Raw genomic sequence first — 20,088 nt, 5'->3', positions numbered from 1 at the left:
ATGGCCGCCGCGGCGGGCCTCGCCGTCACCTTGGTGCCGGTGCTCATGGGCTATCTGGTGCGCGGGCGCATCCCGGCCGAGCACAAGAACCCGCTGAACCGCTTCCTGATCTGGCTGTACCGGCCCTTCCTGCGCGCGGTGCTGTGGCTGCCGCGCACCACCATCGTCGTCTCCATCCTGGTGATGGCGAGCATGCTCATCCCGCTGGCGGGTGTCGGCGGGCTGCTGGAGCCGCTCAAGTGGCCGTTCCAGGCGGCGGGCGCCGTGTCGTCACTAGTGGCCCAACCGGGGGCAGGCGACGGCGCGGTCGACGCCGCGCGAGCGGATGGGCAAGGCGGCGGCGCCATCGAGGTCATCGAGGGCTGGCAGGCGGGGCTCGCCAATGCCTGGCGGGAGACCTTCCGCGGCGTGCCCGTGTTGGAGAACTGGCACCGGGGCCTGGGCTCCGAGTTCATGCCGGACCTCTACGAAGGCGACCTGATGTACATGCCCACCACGCTGCCGGGCCTGTCCATCGGCAAGGCGCAGGAGCTGCTGCAGCAGACCGACCGGCTCATCGCCAGCCTGCCGGAGGTGGAGCGGGTGTTCGGCAAGATCGGCCGCGCGGACACGGCCACGGACCCGGCGCCGCTCACCATGATCGAGACGGTCATCCAGCTCAAGCCCGAGTCCGAATGGCGCCCAGGAATGACCGTGGACAAGCTTATCGACGAGCTGGACGCCACCGTGGACCTGCCCGGCGTCACCAACGCCTGGGTCATGCCCATCAAGACCCGCATCGACATGCTCGCCACCGGCATCAAGACGCCGGTGGGCGTGAAGATCGCAGGGCCAGACCTCGACGTCATCGAGCGCATCGGCGAGGACGTGGAGCGCGCCGTGCTCAAGGTGGCGGGCACCACCTCCGCCTTCTCGGAGCGCGTCGCCGGCGGGCGTTATGTGGAGATCCGCCCGGACCGCCTGGCGGCAGCCCGCGTAGGTCTCAACGTCAGCGACATCAACAGCCTGGTGGCCGCGGCCATCGGCGGCATCAACGTGAGCCGCACCGTGGAAGGACTGGAGCGCTATCCCATCAACATCCGCTTTCCCCGCGAGCAGCGCGACGACGTGCAGAAGCTGCGCGAGCTCCCCATCGTCACCCCCACCGGCGCCCAGGTGCCGCTGGCCCAGGTGGCAGAGGTCGAGATCGTGGACGGCGCGCCCATGCTGAAGAGCGAGAACGCGCGCCTGAACGGCTGGACATTCGTGGACATCCGCGACCGGGACCTGGGCAGCTGGATCGCGGAAGCGCGCCAGGTGGTGCGCGACGAGGTAGACCTGCCGGCGGGCTACTCGCTCACCTGGTCCGGGCAGTACGAGTACATGGCCCGCGCCCAGGAGCGCCTGAATCAGGTCGTCCCGCTGACGCTCGCCATCATCTTCATCCTGCTCTACATGACCTTTCGCAGCACCGTCGAGGCGCTGATGGTGATGCTGTCCCTGCCCTTCGCCCTGGTGGGCGGCTTCTGGCTGGTGTACCTGCTGGGCTACAACCTGTCCATCGCCGTCGCCGTCGGCTTCATCGCGCTCGCCGGCGTCGCCGCCGAATTCGGCGTGGTCATGCTGGTGTACCTGGACAACGCGCTCAAGCAGTGGTCCCGCGAGGGGCGGCTTGCGACCCGCGACGACCTGAAGGCCGCCATCGAAGAGGGCGCCGTGCTGCGCATCCGCCCCAAGGCGATGACGGTGGCCACCATCTTCGCTGGCCTGCTGCCCATCATGCTGCTGGGCGGCGTCGGCTCCGAGGTCATGCAGCCCATCGCCGCACCCATGGTGGGCGGCATGATCACCGCCCCGCTGCTGAGTCTCTTCGTGCTGCCGGCGATCTATCTACTCTGGCGCCAGCGGGCGCTGGAGCATGGGCACTCGCCGGCGCCCGTGCCGCCACAACCCGCGGCGCCGGAGACCGGCTCAGCTGCCGAGTCTGCTGCGGCACCCTCGCCGACCTCCGTCTGAAGAGATCCAAGTCCCGAATGCCATCGGCACATCAACGCCTGCGACTCGGGCTCAAACACGGGTCTTAGCTTGACGTCTGTCAAGCAACGAGCAAGCGCCCCGTCTTTTTTGCGATGGCGCAGTCACAAAACCGACCCGGGCCGGTTAGCGTACGCGGTGCCGACGCACCGGCCGCTGACAGACAACCGGATGAACTGCCGCAGCCGAGTCACGCAACCGCACCGAGCCCCATGCGATGCCCAGCGAAGCGCCTACATCCAGACAACGCCGCGACTTCCTAACGGGCCTTGCCAAGACCGCAGCGAGCGTCGGGCTCATCGGTTTGGGGTTAGGACTCTACAGCCAGCGTGCGTCGAGCCTGCCGGCCTGGGCGCTGCGCCCGCCTGGCGCGCGGCCGGAAGACGACTTCGACGGCACCTGCATCCGCTGTGGGCTCTGTGTGCGGGACTGCCCTTTCGACATGTTGCACTTGGCCCGGCTCGGGCAGGACATCCCGACGGGCACACCCTATTTCATCGCCCGTGAGGCCGGCTGCGAGATGTGCGAGGACATTCCCTGCGTCAAGGCCTGCCCGACGCAGGCGCTGGACCACAGCCTCACGGACATCAACGACGCCGACATGGGCCTCGCCATCGTCAGCGACCAACAGGCCTGCATCGCTTTCCACGGCCTGCGCTGTGACGTCTGCTTCGAGATCTGTCCGATCCGCGAGGAGGCTATCACGCTGGAGTATCGGCCCAGCGCGGGCGCCGGCGGGCATGACCTGGTGATCCCGGTGGTGCATCCCGATCGCTGCACAGGCTGCGGCAAGTGCGAGGAGGCGTGCATCTTGGAAGAGGCCGCCATCAAGGTCCTGCCGCGGCACCTACTTCAGGGCGCGCTCGGCGCGCACTACCCGCTGGTCTGGAACGCTCAACAGCGCGAAGGGGGCGCCTCGGTCGCCCTCGACGCTGCGCACCGCACAACCCCTGCGACCGCACTGCGCACCCTGAGCTCCCCCACGACCTGAGCCAGCAATGACCGGGCCCCTCCTCCCATCCGCACCGCCCGCCAAACCCTGGCTCAAGCGCCACCGCTGGCTGCTGCTGCGCAGGTTCAACCAGCTCGGCATCCTGGCCATGTTCATCCTGCCTCCGGTGTTCGGCGGCTCGTTGGTGACGGGTACTCTGTCCTCCAGTATGACGCTGGACATCCTGCCGCTCACAGACCCGCTGCTGCTGACCCAGTCCATGCTCTCGGGCGGTTGGCCCGCGTTGACGGGCATCGTCGGTGCCGGGCTGGTGCTCATGTTCTACGCCGTACTCGGCGGGCGGGTGTTTTGTTCCTGGGTGTGCCCGGTGAATATGCTGACCGACTTCGCCGCCTGGCTCAGGCGGCGGCTCGGCCTGCGCAGCGGCGCGCGCTTATCACGAAGCCTTCGTTGGTGGCTGCTCGGCCTGGTGCTGCTGCTGCCCGTCGTCACCGGGGCCATGGTCTGGGAGTACGTCAATCCGGTGTCCATGCTGCATCGGGGCCTGATCTTCGGGTTCGGGTACGCCTGGTTGATCCTCGCGGCCGTGTTTCTCTACGATCTGCTCATCGTCCCCCGCGGCTGGTGCGGGCACCTCTGCCCGGTGGGCGCCTGCTATGCGGCCATTGGCGCCGCCGCGCCGGTGCACATCACCGCCCTACGGCGGGATCAGTGTGACGACTGCATGGACTGCTTCTCGATCTGCCCCGAGCCACAGGTGATCAAGCCGGCGTTGAAAGGCGCAGCCGTTGGGCGTGGACCCATCATCGACAGCATCGACTGCACCAAGTGCGGGCGGTGCGTCGAGGTCTGCGACCGGGAGGTGTTCGGCCTCGCGCTCGGGCGGGTGCGCTCAGACGGCTTCGGAGCCGCACCTACTGTAGGATGATCACTACGCACCCTGCCCGTTTGTTCGCGCTGACTCCGCGCTGAATCCCCCACAAAGCCCGCATGTTTCGGTGAGAACCGGCAGCGCACGCACGGTTGTGCGAAACGGTTAACATTCACATCTTCAGCCACCACGGTGATCGCGGCCGAGCGCGCAACCAGCCGCATCCCTACCGTCTCCGAGCAAGCCGTCTCCGCCAGGTCATGTCCGAACAACAATCCCAACTCATCGACCGTTTCGGCCGGCACATCACCTATGTGCGTCTGTCGGTCACCGACCGCTGCGATCTCCGTTGTGTCTACTGCATGGCCGAGGATATGACCTTCCTGCCGCGGGCGCAGGTGCTCACCCTGGAGGAAATCGCCCGCCTCGGGCGCTGCTTCAGCGAGCTCGGCGTCACCAAGCTGCGGGTCACCGGCGGCGAGCCGCTGGTGCGGCGCAACGTCGTCTGGCTGTTCGAGCAGCTGGGCGCCCTGCCCGGCATCCGGGACCTGACGCTCACCACCAACGGCACCCAGTTGCCGAAGTACGCGCAGACGCTGAAGGATGCCGGCGTCACCCGCATCAACATCAGCCTGGACTCGCTGAAGCCCGATCGCTTCCGCGCCATCACCCGCAAGGGCGAGCTGGATAAGGTCTTGGCCGGCATCGATGCCGCATTGGACGCCGGCTTCGAGCGCGTCAAGCTCAACAGCGTCGTGCTCAAACACCGCAACCACGACGAGGTCTGCGACCTGGTGCAGTTCGCGCTGGACCGCGGCATGGACCTGAGCTTCATCGAAGAGATGCCGCTTGGGGTCATCGGCGACCACGACCGCGCGGAGGCCTTCTACGCCAGCGACGAGATCCGCCGGGATCTCGCGAAGCGCTTCGAGCTCATTCCGACGACAGAGACCACCGGCGGCCCGTCGCGCTACTGGCGCGTCGCCGGCAGCGACAACCGCATCGGCTTCATCTCCCCGCACAGCCACAACTTCTGCGGCGACTGCAACCGTGTGCGCGTCACCGCCGAGGGCCGGCTGTTGCTCTGCCTGGGCCAGGAGTTCTCTACCGACCTGCGCCGCGCGCTGCGCGCGAACCCCACCGACGACGAGCGAGTCAAGCAGTCCATCCGCCAGGCCATGTCCATCAAGCCCCGCGGGCACGATTTCGACCTGACCGAGCAGCCGATCATCTTCCGGCATATGAATGCCACGGGCGGCTGACGCTCGCTTGTACAGAGGCGTGACCGGAACACTAGCTCGATTGGGCGCTTCACAAGCTGATGGCCACTGAGAGCCATCTAGCGCGCATCAAGCGCGGCGCACCCGCGGGACCGTGCCAAGCAGCACACGAAGCTCGAGGGGCGTATCCTGGGCGAGGCGCGACCCCAGCTTGCGGGTAGACTCGCACTCTGGACCTTGCCAGCACCGCCCGCATCGCCACCATGACCCAACGCGTCTCCCTGTCCCGCGCGGCCCGCCTCGCCGGCGTTACCCGAGCCGAGCTGCAGCGGCGTATCCGCAAGGGGGAGCTCGCCACCTTCGAGGGCGAGCTCGACATCGCCGATCTGCTGCGGGTCTACCCGAGCGTGACCTTGGAGAAGACCGGCAAGCTGGAGCAGGTGGAGCGTATCAAGGCTGATGCTCTGCCCCGCAGCCACGACGGCGACACCACATTGCCAAGCCCTGAGGTGCTGGTGGCGCGCATCCGCTCCCTGGGCGAGGCGCTGGCCCAAAAGGTTGCCCAGGCCGACGCCCAAAGCGCGCTGCTCGACGAGCTGCGGCAGCAGCTCGCAGAGGACGCGGCGCCCGCCGGCCTCCTGCCCTGGCTCGACGAGCGCCGCCAAGAGATCGACGCCCTGCAACCGGAGGACAGCCGCGCCAAGCTGTTCGCGAAAGACACCTTCCTACGCCTCATGTCCGCCAGCATCAAGATCATCCCGAGCGGCCACGAGTTCTTCGTGGACGGCACCGAATCCATCCTGGAGGCCGCGGTGCGTGCCGGCGTGCGCCTGGGCTATGGCTGTGCGAGCGGCAACTGCGGCGAGTGCAAGGCGCGGGTGATCTCGGGGGAGGTGACGCGCATCGCCGACCACGACTATGTGCTCTCCGAGCGCGAGAAGCAGATGGGCTACATGCTCACCTGCTGCAACACGGCGGTCACAGACGTGGTGTTGGAGGCCTCCGAAGCCCGCACCACCGCGGACCTTCCGCAGCAGGACATCCGTGCCCAGATCCGCAAGCTGGAGGCCGAGGGCGACGACCTGCTGTTGCTCCATGTGCAGACGCCACGTACCCAAACGCTGCGATTCATGGCGGGCCAGCGCGCACTGCTCAGCCTCGAGGACGGCTCGACACGGGAGCTGCCAATCGCCTCATGCCCCTGCAACGGGCGAAACCTGCAGTTCTCGGTGCGTCGCGGCGACGACGCCTTCGGCGCTTATCTGTTCGAGCAGCGACCGACCCGGGAGATGATCCGGGTGCAGGGCCCAACGGGGAAGTTCGTTCTGGACGAGACCTCTAGCGAGGCCGCCGTGTTCATCGCCATCGGCGACGGCATCGCGCCCATCAAGAGCTTGATCGAGCACGCGATCTCCATCGACCGCATCGAGGCCTTCCATCTGTATTGGACTGTGGACCGACCCGATGGGCACTACCACCAGCGCTGGTGTCGGGCCCTCAAGGAGACGCTCGACAACTTCGCTTTCACGCCGTTGGTAGGTGCCGGTACCGACGACCTTCTGGCGATGTTGCGTGCCGATCTGCCGACACCCGAAGACCTGCGTTACTACATCGCCGGGCCGACGGCAGCGGTGGATGCGCTCTCGCGGGCGCTCGCCACCACCGAGATCACTGCCGAACATATCCGAGTCGAAGGGCTCGACTGAGCCCGGCGCCGTCCGGCGGGAGGCTCAGCCGCGCTGTGCTGGGCTCGATATGGATGTGGCCTGACCGTTGCCCGTCGAGGCACGCGCGCTGCAAAGGCTTAGGCGGCAGCCGCCGGGGGGCGGCTCTGCCGCGGCGGCAGAAACACCGTGCCCTTGCCGAAGCGGTTGATGGCCTCGTTGCGCACCCAGGTCGGCGCGTCTCCATACAGGCGCAGGTAGGTGAAGCCGCAGTCGCCGCGCTCGATGCTGGCGACCCAATGGGTGAAGTTTTCATTCTCGTGCATGGCCACTCCTCCGCCGCCCTGGCGGACGGAACATTTTGTTATCCAATCTTGACGAAAACGTCGGCGCGGCCTGGCCCTGCCGGCAAGCGCCCCGATAACTCTAACTCTATCCGACAATGCCCGCGTTCGCTTGATCCCTTGCGTCCGCAGGGCGGCTTACCTCCGGCAAAATGGGGCGGAGCCCCCGAAGCCACCGGCGCCGCAGCCGACAAACCACGATGAGCCCAGCGCCGTCCTCAGAGCACTGCATGGCCAACGCCCCGCACGATCAACGCCCCATCGAGCTTGTCTGGCTGAAGCGCGACCTGCGCCTGCGCGACCATGCGCCACTCGCCGAAGCGGCAAGGCACGGACCCGTGCTCTGCGTCTATGTCTACGAGCCGGAGCTCATGACACATCCGACGACGCACGCATCGCACCTGGCATTCATCAACGCCTCGCTCATCGAGCTGGACGGGCTTCTGCGCGAGCGCGGCGGCGGGCTCATCACCCGCACCGGTAACCTGCCCGAGGTCTTTGACCAACTGCATGCCGAACGACCCATCGCACGGCTTTGGAGCCACGAGGAGACAGGCCTCGGCATCACCTACGAGCGCGACAAGCGGGTCAAGCGCTGGGCGCGCGAGCAGGGCATCGCGTGGATCGAGCTGCCGAACCACGGTGTATTCCGGCCGCTCACGGACCGTGACGGCTGGTCCGCCCGCTGGCGGCGGCGGATGGCCGAGCCGGTGCGTGCGGCGCCGGAGCAAATCCAGGGGGTGCGGGACGTACCGAGCGCCGGCATCCCCAGCCCCGCCGACCTCGGCGTCGCCGGTGAGGTGCGGCCCGAGGCCGTGGCTGCGGGTATCAGCACGGGGCACTCCGTGCTAGCGGACTTCCTCGCGCAGCGCTCACGGAGCTATCAGGGCGACATCTCCAGCCCAGTCACCGCCTGGTCCGGCAGCAGTCGCCTGAGTCCGCATCTGGCTTGGGGCAATGTGTCCATACGCGAGGTTTACCAGGCCACCGCTGCTCGGATCGCCCAGCTCAAGGCCATGCCGGACCGGGAAGCCAAGGATTGGGCCAAGTCTTTGGGCTCATTCGCCAAGCGCCTGCACTGGCACTGTCACTTCATCCAGAAGCTCGAAGACCAGCCCGATATCGAGTACCGCAATCTGAGCCGCGCCTGCGACGGGCTGCGGGACGAGCGCGCCGACGAGGCCCTGCTGGACGCCTGGCGCTTTGGTCAGACCGGCTATCCCATGGTGGATGCCTGCATGCGCGCACTGGCCGCCGGCGGCTGGATCAATTTCCGCATGCGCGCCATGCTCATGAGCTTTGCAAGCTATCACCTCTGGCAACACTGGCGCGAGCCTGCGCTGCATCTGGCGCGCTTGTTCCTGGACTTCGAGCCTGGCATTCACTTCAGCCAAGTGCAGATGCAATCCGGCACCACGGGCATCAACGCCGTGCGCATCTACTCGCCGGTGAAACAGGTGCGCGACCACGACCCCCAGGGGGCATTCATCCGCCGCTGGTGTCCGGAGCTGGAACTGGTGCCAGCCGACTACCTACCGCGCCCGGAGACCATGCCAGTGCACATCCAGCACGCCGCGGGCTGCGTCATCGGCCGCGACTACCCGGCGCCCATCGTCGATAACGGCAAGGCATGGTTCCGCGCCCGCCAGCGCATGGGGGCCCTGCGCGCACGCGCGGAGTCCCGCAGCGAGGCACGCAGCATTCAGCGCCGCCACGGCAGCCGTAAGCGCCCGGAGCGCTTTCCAACGGCGCGCTGATACCAGCGGTTAGATCTATGCTTTGGGAGCGGACCGAACATGCTCGCCACCGGGCCGAAGCCACCCTGATGCACGGCTCCCGGCCGCAGCGGGCCCGCGTGTCGGCAACGCCACAGGGCAGGAGGTCATCCGATGATCGAACGACTGAGCGGTCTCCCCGACAACGTCCTGGGCTTCAGCGCCCACGGGCAAGTGACGGCCGCAGACTATGAGGAGCACGTGATGCCGGCGGTGGACGAGGCACTCACGAGCCACGAGAAAGTCCGGCTGTTGTACCAGCTGGGCGAGGATTTCGACGGCTTCGACGCCGGCGCCTTCTGGGAAGACGCCAAAGTCGGCTTGAGCCACCTCGCCGCCTGGGAGCGCATCGCGCTGGTGACAGACGTGGGCTGGCTGCGCAGCGCCGCCAAGGCCATGGGCTTCATGATGCCGGGCGAGGTGCGCGTGTACTCGAACGCCGAGCTGGATTCCGCGCGCAATTGGCTGGTGAGCTGAGCCGCCGCTGCGCCGACCAGCAGCGTCGGCCGCGCGGACAGCGCGGCTTCAACCGAAAGCTGTCAGCTGCGCTTTCTTTAAGCCTCTCGCGCCTCGAGCCCCACCAGCTCCGCACTGAGACGCCACAGCTCAGCGTTCGCGGCCGGGTCGTTCGCCTGATCCGGGGCGCGGATGCGCTTGCGGTCGCCGAAGTACTCTCCGCTGACGCCGGCCACGTCCGCCGCCGTCAGCAGATAGAGCACCCGCTCGGCGGCCCGCTCGGGCTTGGGCAGGGCCCAGCCCAGGGTCTTGGCGAAGAGCTTCAGCGCCCAGTTCTGAGCGCCGTCGGTACCGCCGAGATTGGACAGGAAGACGCCTGGAAAGACGCAGTTGACCGTCACGCCTGTGCCTCTCAGACGCCTGGCGAGCTCGCGGGTGAAGTGGATGTTGCCGAGCTTCGCCTCGCCATAGGCAGCCATCATGCGGTACGGTCGCCGCTCCCAGCTCAGATCTGAAAAATCCATGGCCGTGTCGATCTTGGTGCCGACGTTGACGATGCGCGCACCACGCCCCTGTCCGGCCCCGGCCTGGAGCAGGTCCAGCAGCAGGTTCGTGAGCAGGAAGGGACCCAGATGATCCACGGCGAGGGTGCGCTCGATGCCGTCCACCGTCAGCCCCCGCTCGGCGAAGGCGGTGCCGGCGTTGTTCACGAGCAGATGCAGCGCCTCTGTGCGCGCGTGGACCTCGGCGGCCGCGGCGCGGATGTCCGCCTGGGAGGCAAGGTCGCAGACCAGGAGCTCCACTCGGTCGTGACCGGCTTCCTGCACAATGGCCGTGCGCGCCTCCGCGCCCCGCTCGGCGCTGCGGCAGAGCAGCAAAACCCTTGCCCCATCCTTGGCCAACGCCGTCGCCACAGCCCGGCCGAGTCCCGAGTTAGCGCCTGTGACCAGTGCAGTGCTGCCCGTGAGCGCCATATCCAACCTCCCGCACCAAAAGATACCGGTGGCGCCTGTTGCCACCATTGTCCGTTACATGGCGGCGAACCATTGGGCAGCGCAATGGCGCCAAAGACGGTTTTGGGCAAGATACCAATGCTGACGTGCGCCCTCTCCCGCTTGGCAACGCCGGCCCGCTCGCGGATCATGCGCGCTGCCACCGGTTTTTATCCACGAGGACGACGGATCACGCAGGCATGACCGATTCACCGGATCCAAACGAACGCGACCGCAACCAGGGGGACGACCCCGACCTCGCGGGCTTTCTGCACAGCGAGTACCCGCGACGGCCCACCGAGCCTGATCCCACCGACTCGCTGCGTCGGCCGCCGCCACCGCCGGGCGACCCAGGCGACACAAGCACCGCCCCAGAGGCCGGCGGCAACATGCGTGACATGGAGAAATCCTTGGTTGATCGCATCGCCGACGTAGACGACGACCGCCGGCGCACCGCCATCCAACTGCGCAAGGCGCTGGAAACGCATCGCGACGAGATCCGCGCCCAGCGCCGGCGCGACCACAACGCGCTGCTGGCGCTCAGCGGCATCGGCATCATCCTGCTGGCGGCGGTGCTGCTGCTGTTCTCCCAGCTTCTCCAGACCCGCGACGCCCTTGACGCGCGCCTGTCGCAACTGGAGAGCTCGGCCACCGCATCGGCGGCCGGCGCCGGCCCCGGAGAAGGCCCGGCGACCTCCAATCAGCAGGCGGATACGGCCAGCGAGCCGCCCGTCGAGGAGGTCGACGAGCTTGCCGATGCCATCGAGGCCATCGGCGACCGGCTGACGGCGCTGGAAGGGAGGCTGCAGCGCCTGTCGGAAAACCAGGCTGCCGCCGGCGCCGGCACGGACGGCACAGCGGCTGTCGGCAGCGGCGATCGAGCGGCCGAGATCGGTGCCGCAGAAACCCGTCTTGAGCAAAAGCTGGCGGCCCTGGGGTCGGAGGTCAATGACCTGCGGGGGCGGCTCGACACAGATGCACAAGCCGCCACACGCGCTGCGGCGCAAAGTAGCGGCGCCGGTGCAGACGCCAACGCTGCGGGCCCCAGCCTGACGACGGAAGTCCGCACCATCGCCCTGCAACTGGCAGGCTTTCCGAGCCGCTCCGCCATCGACCGCTTCATCGCCCGGCACGACCTGCCCAAGCAGGTCTACCTCAGGGTGGATACCTGGCGCGGAGGCTCATGGTACGGGCTGGTCCACAGCCTGCACCCGGATATGGCATCCGCAGAAGCGGCGCGCGCCGACCTGCCTCCGGACCTCGCGCGGCTGGACCTCTGGCTGCGGGAGCTGCCGCCGGGGTCGCGGCTGCAGGTGTTGGCCGGACAGCCCTGACGCAACAACCCCGAGCCACCGGACCCCAGCCACCGCCCGGTCGCCGGCCCCGCGCGCAGCGCCGGCGTAATGTGCACCGCCCGGCGACCGACCGAGACCGCGGATTCCGTCGTCCGCGCCAACAGGCTAGACTAGCCCCGCCGAAGCGCGGGTGGCGGAATTGGTAGACGCGCTGGATTTAGGTTCCAGTGGAGCAATCCGTGGGGGTTCGAGTCCCCCCTCGCGCACCAAAATCGTGAGCAATATGCGCGGGCATCTGCCCGCCCTACCCAAAACACGCCCAATCACGGGGACACGTTACGGATCGATGCCCCGGACAGCGGCCTTTTTCACCAACCACCCGCCAACGCAGGGCAAGCTCCGCCGACGCAGCAACGCGTGAGATCCAGAATCCGTGCCGCGTGCGGATCGGACAGGGCTTGCGGCTGTCGAAGCTCGGCAGAAATCCGCGGGATATGTTTCGGCACCGAACGCCACCCGACCCGAAGCATCGGGTAGGGACAGGGTGAGGATCCTTTTCTAGGGGACCGACCCTCACAGGCTGCAGGTAGCCGCAACATCCGAACCGTGAACTTGGCACGGTCCTCGGGCACAATCCGCAGCCCTCAGTCAGTCCGCCGTCCACTTGTGGAGAAGCACACCATGGATTATCGCGCTGTTGTCGTCACAATCCTGCTGGCCTGCGCTGTCAGCATTGCCGCAGTGCATGCCGCAGAGCAGCCCACCGGCAACGTGCCTGCGGCACCGCAGGCGGAAGGGATGGGGGCACAGCAGTCCGTCGCCACGGCCGCCGGGTCCGTGCTGCCCCCCGCTCGGGCCTACGGCGACCTTTCCCAGGCGCGGGTGGAATACGGGCGTTATATGACCCTCGCCGGCGATTGCGTGGCCTGCCACACGGCAGAGGACGGCAAGCCCTTCGCGGGCGGGCGCGGTATCGAGACCCCCTTCGGCACCATCTACACACCGAACATCACACCAGCCAAGGGCTATGGCATCGGCGGCTTCAGTGATGAGGATTTCCTCCGCGCACTCCAGCACGGCATCCGCCCGGACGGTAAGCCCTACTACCCGGCGCTGCCCTACCCCTCGTACACGAAGGTGAAAGACGACGACCTGCTGGCCATCAAGGACTATCTCTTTTCGCTCGAGCCCTCCCGCAACCAGCCGCCGGCGACGCGGCTGCGCTGGCCCTTCGACATGCGCGATCTACTGTTCGGCTGGCAGGCGCTGTATCTGCACGATGCGCGCTTCGAGCCGAATCCGGACAAGAGCGATGAGTGGAACCGCGGCGCCTACCTGGTAGAAGGTCTCGGCCACTGCGGCACTTGCCACACGCCGCGCAACATCACGGGCGCCAAAGAGGCCAAGGACGCCCTGACCGGCGCCATCGTCGATGGCTGGTATGCCCCCAACCTGACCTCGGACCTCAGCGAAGGCCTAGGCGCTTGGAGCGTTGACGAGATCGCCACCTACCTTGCCAGCGGCGAAGCACCGGCCGCCGAGTCCCCGGCTGCCGAGTCCGCAGCGGGGCCACAGACTGCCGCGCTCGGCCCCATGGCAGAGGTGGTGCATCAGAGCCTCTCGCAGCTGGCGACCTCTGACCTGCACGCGATGGCCGTCTATCTGAAGGACCAGCCGGCGAAGGAGGCGCCGCCGACCACGGCGCCGGTGCCTCACCAGCTGAGCGAAGCCAGTTACATCAAAGGCCGCACGCTCTACGATAGTTACTGTGCTAGCTGCCATCAGAGCCACGGGCAGGGGCTCGCGCCCTATTTCCCAGCACTCGCCGGCAACGAGGCAGTGACCCTCGAAGAGCCCAACGATGTCATCAAGACCCTGCTCCTGGGCGCGCCGTCGGACCCCGCCGAGGCCTACTCGCCGCATGTGGTCATGCCTTCCTTCGGCAGCATCTTCACTGACGAGCAGATCGCCACGCTGGCGAGCTACATCCGCGCCAATTGGGGCAATGATGCGGCGCCGGTGAGCGCCGATCAGGTGAAGGCCCTGCGCGGCGAGCGCTAGCGGGCCTCCCAACCGGGCCCGCAACCGCACCCAGTCGGAACCGCGCGATCGCTTGCGGGGCGTTCCACGCCCAAAACGCAGGCCATCATGCGGGCAAGCACGAAAAAGGCCGGGCAGATGCCCGGCCTTCTCGTTACCGCGTCCCTGCGGCACAGCGGTTCACGCCGTACGGCTTATGCAGCCGCCTTCGCCGCTTGCTGCTGGCCCTCGATCAGCTTTGCATCGTCACCGCGGATGGCGATCTTGCGGGGCTTCATGGCCTCCGGGATCTCCCGGCGCAGATCGATGTGCAGCAGCCCGTTCTCGAGGCGCGCATCCACCACCCGCACGTAGTCCGCGAGCTGGAACTTGCGCTCGAAGCTGCGGTTGGCGATGCCGCGGTAGAGAAACTTGGTACCTTCCTTGTCCTGATCGCCGCGGGCCCCGGAGACGCGCAGCACGTTCTCGGTGACCTCGATCTCCAGCTCATCCTGCGAGAAGCCGGCCACCGCCATGGTGACGCGATAGTCGTTCTCGCCGTGCACCTCGACGTTGTAGGGCGGATAGCCGCCCGGCTCGGTGCGGTACGCCGTCTCCAGCGCGTTGGACAGCCGGTCGAAGCCGATCATGGACCGGAAGAGTGGGGAGAAGTCGATAGTCGTCATGGACATATCCTCCAGTTGAGCAACATGTTCAATGTGTGCGTTCTTGAGAACCGCACCCGTTGCAGGCCTCATCGAGCGCCTGCGTTATGTAAAGTAGTGGCGACTTATGATTATGTCAAGTCATGAGCAGCCAACCTGCGAGAGCGCTGCGGCTTCGCGCACGAGCGCGGCCGAGGCTGCGGCGACGGTCAACGAAAATAGCGATAGGCGATCCAGATGATCGCCAGCGGCAACAGCAACAGCACCGCCAGCCCGATGAGCATGCCCCAGACAGTGCCCGGCAGATTCAACAACATGGCCCTCGGCCTCCCTCAAGATCCTCGTGGCATTCGTTATGGTGTCAGCGCGTCGGCGCAGACTAGGCCGGGCGGGCACGGACCGCAAGCATCGCTGCTGCAGTCCGCGAGGCGACACCCGTTGCCGCATCAGCGATTACCGGCCTAGGAAGAGTGCCCGGCGTTGTACCAAGCTTGAAGGAGAAGAGCCGCACTTCACGCGGCCTAGGAGGACCGAAATGAGTACCGCCGCAAGGGTCGAAAGCCGGCTGCGCGATCAGCGCATCGCCTACGAGCTCCTGCCCCACCCGCCTACCGGCTCCACGCACGAGTCGGCGTCAGCCGCCCATGTGCCGGAGGATCATGTCGCCAAGGCGGTGATGCTGCGCGATGGACAAGGGCATGCCATGGCCGTCATACCCGGCGATACCTGGCTGCACCTGGACGCCTTGAACCAGGACACCGGCCGCACTTTCGCGCTGGACGAGGAGTCCGAGCTCGCGGAACTGCTGCCGGACTGCACCCCAGGCGCTGTGCCGCCGCTCGGCCCGCTGTACGGCATCGAGACCTTCCTGGACGAAGGCCTGACGACGTTGGCCGAGGTCTACTTCGAATCCGGTGACCATCAGACTCTGGTGAAGGTGAGCGGAGACGACTTCCAGAAGCTGCTGCCCGGGGTTCGGCGAGGGCAATACGGTCAGCGGGACTGAGCACTCTCCGCAAGGGGCGGGCACGCCCGGGTCTGGGAGGCCGCAGCCGCGGAAGATCCGCACCGCGACGCCCGGTCCGGGCGATGGCCTTGATAAGCCCTCTGCGGTCGAGCCTTCTCGCTTATTGCGATCCCGGGCTGTCGTCATCGCCTGCGGCGCTCGCTGGCATCGCGGGAGCCGCGTCGATGGCGGCCGGTGCAGGCTGCAGCCGACCATCCAGCATGGTGCCCCAGATCGGGATGTCCTTGATCCAGGTGGGCGGCACGTCCAGGGGACTGGCCTCCAGGATGGTGAGATTGGCACGTTTGCCGACCGCGATGGACCCGACCTCGTCCTCCTGTCGTAAGGCGCGGGCGGCGCCGAGGGTGACCCCGCGCAGCGCTGCCTCCCGCGGAAGCCTGTGGTCGAGCCCCATGATCCGGCCTTCCGGTGTCAGCCGGTTCACGGCGGCCCAGACCATGCGGATGGGCTGGGCCGGCGCCATTGGCATGGCGGAGTGGAGCGCGAAGGGGATGTCATACTCCAGCACATGCGCCATGGGCACCATCTCATTGGCGCGCTCCCGACTGGCGCCGTCTGCCGCATAGCGACCCGTCAGGGCAGTGACGGCTTGGAGATTGGCGCTGACACTGCCGTCGAGCCCACCCCAACGCGCCAGCTGCTTCGGACTCGCAAAGCCGAGCCCAACCAGCAGCGTGCGATGATCCTCACGTGGGTTGCGCTGCATGGCGCGCTCGAGCGTCGCGAGCGCCAGGTCGAGACCTGCGTCGCCGCTATGCTGTACACGGATCTGATAGCCGGCATCCCAGTACGCCTGGAAGGCCCTATCGAACGCCTCGGGCGCCATGATCCAGGCACCCGGCCGGCTGCTCCCGGCGTCGGTCTCGGGCATCAGCCTGGGCCGGCCCGGCGTGTCGCCGTCAGTGTAGAGCTGGACCTGCTCGGGCAGATAGCGAGTCCGGCCTTCGCCCCAGCCCAGGACACCGCGGGTGGCGGCGATCATGGCCTCTGGCTCTTCCGCGTGGCGTGCCGCGAAGGTCATGCCGTCGGCGATGAAGCAATGGTCGAAGGGCGTCGCCGAATCGGCAAAAACGGCATTGACGGACGCCTGCACGGACCGGGATACCAGGGCCCCAGGCTCGCAGGCCAGGGTGATGCCGTTGCGATGGAGGTAGTTCTCGACAAGCTCTAGGCCCCGCCGCAGCCGTTGCGGCGCGCCGAGGATCGGCGCGAGCTTGTTGAAGCTGGCGACGGTACCGAGTCCGGTGAGATGGCCCGTGTCCAGATCCACACCGGCCTGCTCGGCGGCGGACAGCCCGGCGACAAATTGGGCATTGATGCCCGTTCGGGCCAGCGCCGCCGTGTTGAGGTAGAGCTCACGGCAGGAGCGGTGCCAGATGATCACCGGCACACCTGGCAGCAGCTTGTCCAGCAACGCCCGCGACAGCTCGCCGTGGAAGGCCTCGTGGTAGCCCCAGCTGATAAAGGGCCCCGTGTTGTTCCGATGATGATCCGCCAGTGCCCGCAACAGGCGTTCCTGGTACTCCTCGGCATCACGCACGGCGCGGGAGACGCCATGCAGGGTCTCCCAGTCTTCAGTGGCGATCACCTCGGTGCTGAGAGTGAGCGCAGAGAGTACCGGGTGCGCATCTGGCTCGATGAAACCCGGTACTACCACCTTGCCCGCGAACGTCTCGTCCAGTCTGGCATCCTGCCCCGCGGCAGCAGCCACCGCCGCACGGTTGCCCACGGCGATGAAGCGGCCGTCTCGTACTGCCACCGCCTCGGCTCGCGGCTGGGCGGGTTCCATCGTGATGAACGTACGGGCCGTGTAGACGGTTGTTGTATGGGGTGCGTCGGCGAGGGCGCCGATGGCCGGCAGCGGGACGTTCTGCGCTGGCGCCCCTATGGCAGCGAGCCAAAGGAGCCCGCCTGCGAGCCATAGAGCGGACGCCGCCATCGCCCCGCCTGGCTGAGAGTACTCGGACATTGAACGCATCCTCCTGGCCACCGCGTATGACAAACCCTGGGCAAGGCGCGCAACGGCACATACGGCAGCCATGCAGCGGATGGGGCCGCGGACTTAAACCCCTGCGACCCGACGCTGGAGAGGACCCCGCAAGTCGCCAGCCTTGGGAGCTTAGGCGATTGCCGGAATGAAACGTACCGCATGGCGCCGGATTCTCGTTCGCCATCGCGAAGCGTCAACCCCCGCATAGTCGTTCTATGCGGGGGTTGGCGCGACAAAGATGGCGGGCGAGAAGACAAGCCAGGCGGTATGTTTCATGACAGAAATCGCCTTAGTCCATCCGCAGGCACGCAGCCGCGCATCGGCGATGCGGCAAGCGTCCGGCCAACCGACGGCCGGCCGCCGCCGGCATAGGCCGCCTGCGCCAAGTCATAACAACGCCAGTTTCCCAACTGCCCCACGCGCTTAGCGGTTTCCGCATCGAACCGCCTTGCCACAGATCAAACCCACGCCTTGTCGCTAGGACGTCGGGGCGTCCATCATGCCCCCCAACAAGGTCGTCTCTGCAATCGGCGTCGGCCCGCCCATGTGCTCAGCTCGGGAGTTCACCATGGAACATCATGCAGGTACCGCCGTTCAGACGCTGCCGAACGGCGTCATGTTGAACGTCTATCCGGACAGCATCGGCGAGCGACTATCAGACCTCGTGGCCGTGCTGCAGGAGCCCGACTTCGATGCGACCTTCTCGCTGCTCTACCTGCTGCCCACCTGCTTCCACAGTGACTTGGACAGAGGGTTTTCGGTCATCGATTACGACCTGAACGAGGCGCTCGTTGTCCCGGAGGACCTTGCGGCGCTCGCAGCGCGCGGCATCCAGTTCAAGTTCGACCTGGTGCTGAACCATCTGTCCGTGGCCTCACCCCAGTTCCAAGACCTGCTGCGCAACGGCGATGCGTCGCCCTACAAGGACTTCTTCGTGGACTGGAACGCCTTTTGGAACGGGCACGGCGAAATGGGCCCGGACGGCCACATGATCCCCGAGCCAGAGCACCTGGAGAAGCTCTTCCTACGCAAGCCGGGCCTGCCGATCCTGGATGTGCGTTTCCCGGACGGCACCGACCGCCCCTACTGGAACACGTTCTATCAGAAGGTGACCTACCAGCCGATTGCCCCAGACGAGCTCATCGCCGCGGGCGTCGACGAGGCCGTAGCCCCATCCATCGCCATGATGGTGAACGGTGCGCTCGAGAACGGCGTAGCCCCGGACGACATCGACCTGGACGGCTACAACCACTACCGAAGCGAAGCGCTCGCGCTGGTGGACAACAAGCGGGATTACCTGGGCCAGATGGACCTCAACGCCCGCTCCGAGCTGGTGTGGCGCTTCTATGATCAGACACTGGCCAAGCTCAAGAGCTACGGCGCCAAGATCATCCGCCTGGACGCCTTCGCCTACCTGCACAAGGAGCCGGGCCAGCCGAACTTCTTCAATAAGCCAGGCACCTGGGAATATCTGGACCGGCTGCGCGCCATCGCCCGCCAGCACGACCTCATCGTCTTTCCGGAGGTGCACGCCGAATACGGCAAGGAGCTGCACGAAGAAGTCGCCCATCATGGCTATCCCATTTACGACTTTTTCTTCCCCGGGCTCGTCATCGATGCCTTACAGCACCGCACCGCCCGGCCACTCAAGCGGTGGATCGGCGAGATCCAGAGCCGCGGGCTCGAGACCATCAACATGCTGGGCTGCCATGACGGCATTCCCGTGCTCGACCTGCGCGGCGCCATGGTGGACGGTGTGCCGCACGACGGCTTGTTGGACGACGCGCGCATCGACGCCGTCATGGAGGCGATCATCAACCACGGCGGCCGGGTCAAGAACCTCTACGGCACCGACGGCAAGAAGATCGCCTACTACCAGGTCAACGCCACCTTCTTCAGTGCACTCGGCGAGGACGAGCAGAAGCTCCGGCTGGCGCGCGCCATCCAGCTTTTCATGCCCGGCATTCCGCAGGTCTGGTATCTGGACCTCTTCGCCGGCAAGAACGACTACGCCGCGGCGGATGCGGGCGGCGCCGCCGGCCACAAGGAAATCAACCGCACCAACTTGTCCATTCAGGATATCCGTGACGGCCTAGAACGACCCGTCGTGCGCGATCAGCTGGCGCTGATCCGGCTGCGCAACACCTGCCCCGCCTTCCGCGGATACCTCGACGTCGAGGACACCGCCGACCCGGTGCTCACCCTTACCTGGCGCCGTGGCCGCAACACCGCAACGCTCAACGCGGATCTCGCCACCTATGGCTTCGAAGTGGTTACCCACGCGGCGGACGGCACGCAGGAGCGGCTGGCCTTCGGTTGACTGGCTTCCCGTTCGGCCTGCGTCTCAAGGGGCAAGCCAAGTACCCTGCCAATTGTCAACGCGCCATTGAAAGCACGCCCGCCGGTGGCCACGGGCCGCCAGGTACAGCCAATCGAGATGCTCCGGGGCGATGAGCACGACGCCGAAGTGCTCCCGGCCGGCCTCCGGGTCTGTTGGCGGGCTCGGGTCGGGATCCAGCACGCGCGGGTCCGCCAAAGGTGTCCCAGGCGCCGCCGACGTGCGGTAGCAGACGCGCGAGGCCGGTCGGGTCGCCGCCCACGCAGCATCTGCGGCCGCTGCAGCGGACCCCTCTGCCCGACCGCGGGCGCGGATCTGGATCTTCGCGCCCGGCTCACAGGCGCAGACCTCCACCTGCCGGCGCTCGGAACGCTCCGAGCGCTTACCGGGCGATCGCGCCGCATGCACCCGCCGCGCCCGCCACCCCCGCTCCACGCCCACCGGGACCCACCCGCGCCACCCCGCGC

The 20,088-nt window shown here is 67.0% G+C and carries 16 protein-coding genes and 1 tRNA gene; 12 read left to right on the top strand and 5 right to left on the bottom strand.

Features of this window, described 5'->3' with window-relative positions:
• The 5 genes from I6U14_RS09775 to I6U14_RS09755 form a co-directional block, all read left to right on the top strand.
• Window positions 1–1,995, top strand: a 1,995-nt coding sequence (locus I6U14_RS09775; RefSeq protein WP_296898868.1) for an efflux RND transporter permease subunit, incomplete at its 5' end; no start/stop codon positions are given.
• 235 nt (window positions 1,996–2,230) lie between these two features.
• Window positions 2,231–3,004 (top strand): ferredoxin-type protein NapG, encoded by a 774-nt coding sequence (gene napG / locus I6U14_RS09770; RefSeq protein ID WP_296898866.1) that lies wholly within the window; start codon window positions 2,231–2,233, stop codon window positions 3,002–3,004.
• 7 nt (window positions 3,005–3,011) lie between these two features.
• Window positions 3,012–3,893, top strand: coding sequence for a quinol dehydrogenase ferredoxin subunit NapH (gene napH / locus I6U14_RS09765; RefSeq protein ID WP_296898864.1), 882 nt, complete (start codon window positions 3,012–3,014; stop codon window positions 3,891–3,893).
• A 203-nt stretch (window positions 3,894–4,096) separates the two neighbouring features.
• Window positions 4,097–5,098: a GTP 3',8-cyclase MoaA gene (gene moaA / locus I6U14_RS09760; RefSeq protein ID WP_296898862.1), complete on the top strand. Its 1,002-nt coding sequence runs from the start codon at window positions 4,097–4,099 to the stop codon at window positions 5,096–5,098.
• 221 nt (window positions 5,099–5,319) lie between these two features.
• Entirely contained in the window at window positions 5,320–6,762 is a 1,443-nt protein-coding gene (locus tag I6U14_RS09755) for a 2Fe-2S iron-sulfur cluster-binding protein (RefSeq protein ID WP_296898860.1), read from the top strand.
• Window positions 6,763–6,860: 98 nt separating this feature from the next.
• On the opposite strand, the gene I6U14_RS09750 is transcribed toward I6U14_RS09755, so the two are convergent.
• The gene (locus I6U14_RS09750; RefSeq protein ID WP_296898858.1) at window positions 6,861–7,046 is read right to left on the bottom strand and encodes a hypothetical protein; all 186 of its coding nucleotides are present in this window, start codon (window positions 7,044–7,046) and stop codon (window positions 6,861–6,863) included.
• A 248-nt stretch (window positions 7,047–7,294) separates the two neighbouring features.
• Here I6U14_RS09750 and I6U14_RS09745 point away from each other — a divergent pair, with 248 nt between their 5' ends.
• A complete protein-coding gene (locus I6U14_RS09745) occupies window positions 7,295–8,821 on the top strand; it encodes an FAD-binding domain-containing protein (RefSeq protein ID WP_296898856.1) in 1,527 nt (508 codons plus the stop codon).
• A gap of 132 nt (window positions 8,822–8,953) precedes the next feature.
• Window positions 8,954–9,316, top strand: coding sequence for an STAS/SEC14 domain-containing protein (locus I6U14_RS09740; RefSeq protein WP_296898854.1), 363 nt, complete (start codon window positions 8,954–8,956; stop codon window positions 9,314–9,316).
• Between the two features lie 77 nt (window positions 9,317–9,393).
• Here I6U14_RS09740 and I6U14_RS09735 read toward each other — a convergent pair whose 3' ends face one another.
• Window positions 9,394–10,269: an SDR family NAD(P)-dependent oxidoreductase gene (locus tag I6U14_RS09735; protein WP_296898852.1), complete on the bottom strand. Its 876-nt coding sequence runs from the start codon at window positions 10,267–10,269 to the stop codon at window positions 9,394–9,396.
• A gap of 218 nt (window positions 10,270–10,487) precedes the next feature.
• On the opposite strand from I6U14_RS09735, the gene I6U14_RS09730 reads away from it, so the two are divergent.
• The 3 genes from I6U14_RS09730 to I6U14_RS09720 all read left to right on the top strand — a co-directional run bounded on the left by I6U14_RS09730 (window position 10,488) and on the right by I6U14_RS09720 (window position 13,643).
• A complete protein-coding gene (locus I6U14_RS09730) occupies window positions 10,488–11,621 on the top strand; it encodes a hypothetical protein (protein ID WP_296898850.1) in 1,134 nt (377 codons plus the stop codon).
• A 145-nt stretch (window positions 11,622–11,766) separates the two neighbouring features.
• Window positions 11,767–11,851 (top strand) — tRNA-Leu (locus I6U14_RS09725).
• A gap of 412 nt (window positions 11,852–12,263) precedes the next feature.
• Window positions 12,264–13,643, top strand: coding sequence for a c-type cytochrome (locus I6U14_RS09720; RefSeq protein ID WP_296898848.1), 1,380 nt, complete (start codon window positions 12,264–12,266; stop codon window positions 13,641–13,643).
• Between the two features lie 173 nt (window positions 13,644–13,816).
• Here I6U14_RS09720 and I6U14_RS09715 read toward each other — a convergent pair whose 3' ends face one another.
• Window positions 13,817–14,287, bottom strand: a complete 471-nt coding sequence (locus I6U14_RS09715) for an Hsp20 family protein (protein ID WP_296898846.1) — start codon at window positions 14,285–14,287, stop codon at window positions 13,817–13,819.
• 514 nt (window positions 14,288–14,801) lie between these two features.
• Between I6U14_RS09715 and I6U14_RS09710 the strand changes: the two genes are divergently transcribed.
• Window positions 14,802–15,272 (top strand): aminoacyl-tRNA deacylase, encoded by a 471-nt coding sequence (locus tag I6U14_RS09710; protein WP_296898845.1) that lies wholly within the window; start codon window positions 14,802–14,804, stop codon window positions 15,270–15,272.
• Between the two features lie 121 nt (window positions 15,273–15,393).
• Here the strand turns inward: I6U14_RS09710 and I6U14_RS09705 are convergent, their stop codons facing one another.
• Window positions 15,394–17,262 carry an amidohydrolase family protein gene (locus tag I6U14_RS09705; RefSeq protein WP_296898843.1) on the bottom strand — a complete coding sequence of 623 codons (1,869 nt, stop codon included), beginning with the start codon at window positions 17,260–17,262 and terminating at the stop codon, window positions 15,394–15,396.
• A gap of 589 nt (window positions 17,263–17,851) precedes the next feature.
• On the opposite strand from I6U14_RS09705, the gene I6U14_RS09700 reads away from it, so the two are divergent.
• Window positions 17,852–19,603, top strand: a complete 1,752-nt coding sequence (locus I6U14_RS09700; RefSeq protein WP_296898841.1) for a glycosidase — start codon at window positions 17,852–17,854, stop codon at window positions 19,601–19,603.
• 24 nt (window positions 19,604–19,627) lie between these two features.
• On the opposite strand, the gene I6U14_RS09695 is transcribed toward I6U14_RS09700, so the two are convergent.
• Window positions 19,628–20,088: hypothetical protein (locus I6U14_RS09695; RefSeq protein ID WP_296898840.1), on the bottom strand; the 461-nt coding region annotated here is incomplete at its 5' end.

It is taken from the genome of Thiohalocapsa sp., from assembly GCF_019695415.1.
Classification (GTDB): domain Bacteria; phylum Pseudomonadota; class Gammaproteobacteria; order Chromatiales; family Chromatiaceae; genus Thiohalocapsa.
This window is presented reverse-complemented; position numbering and strand designations above follow the sequence as displayed.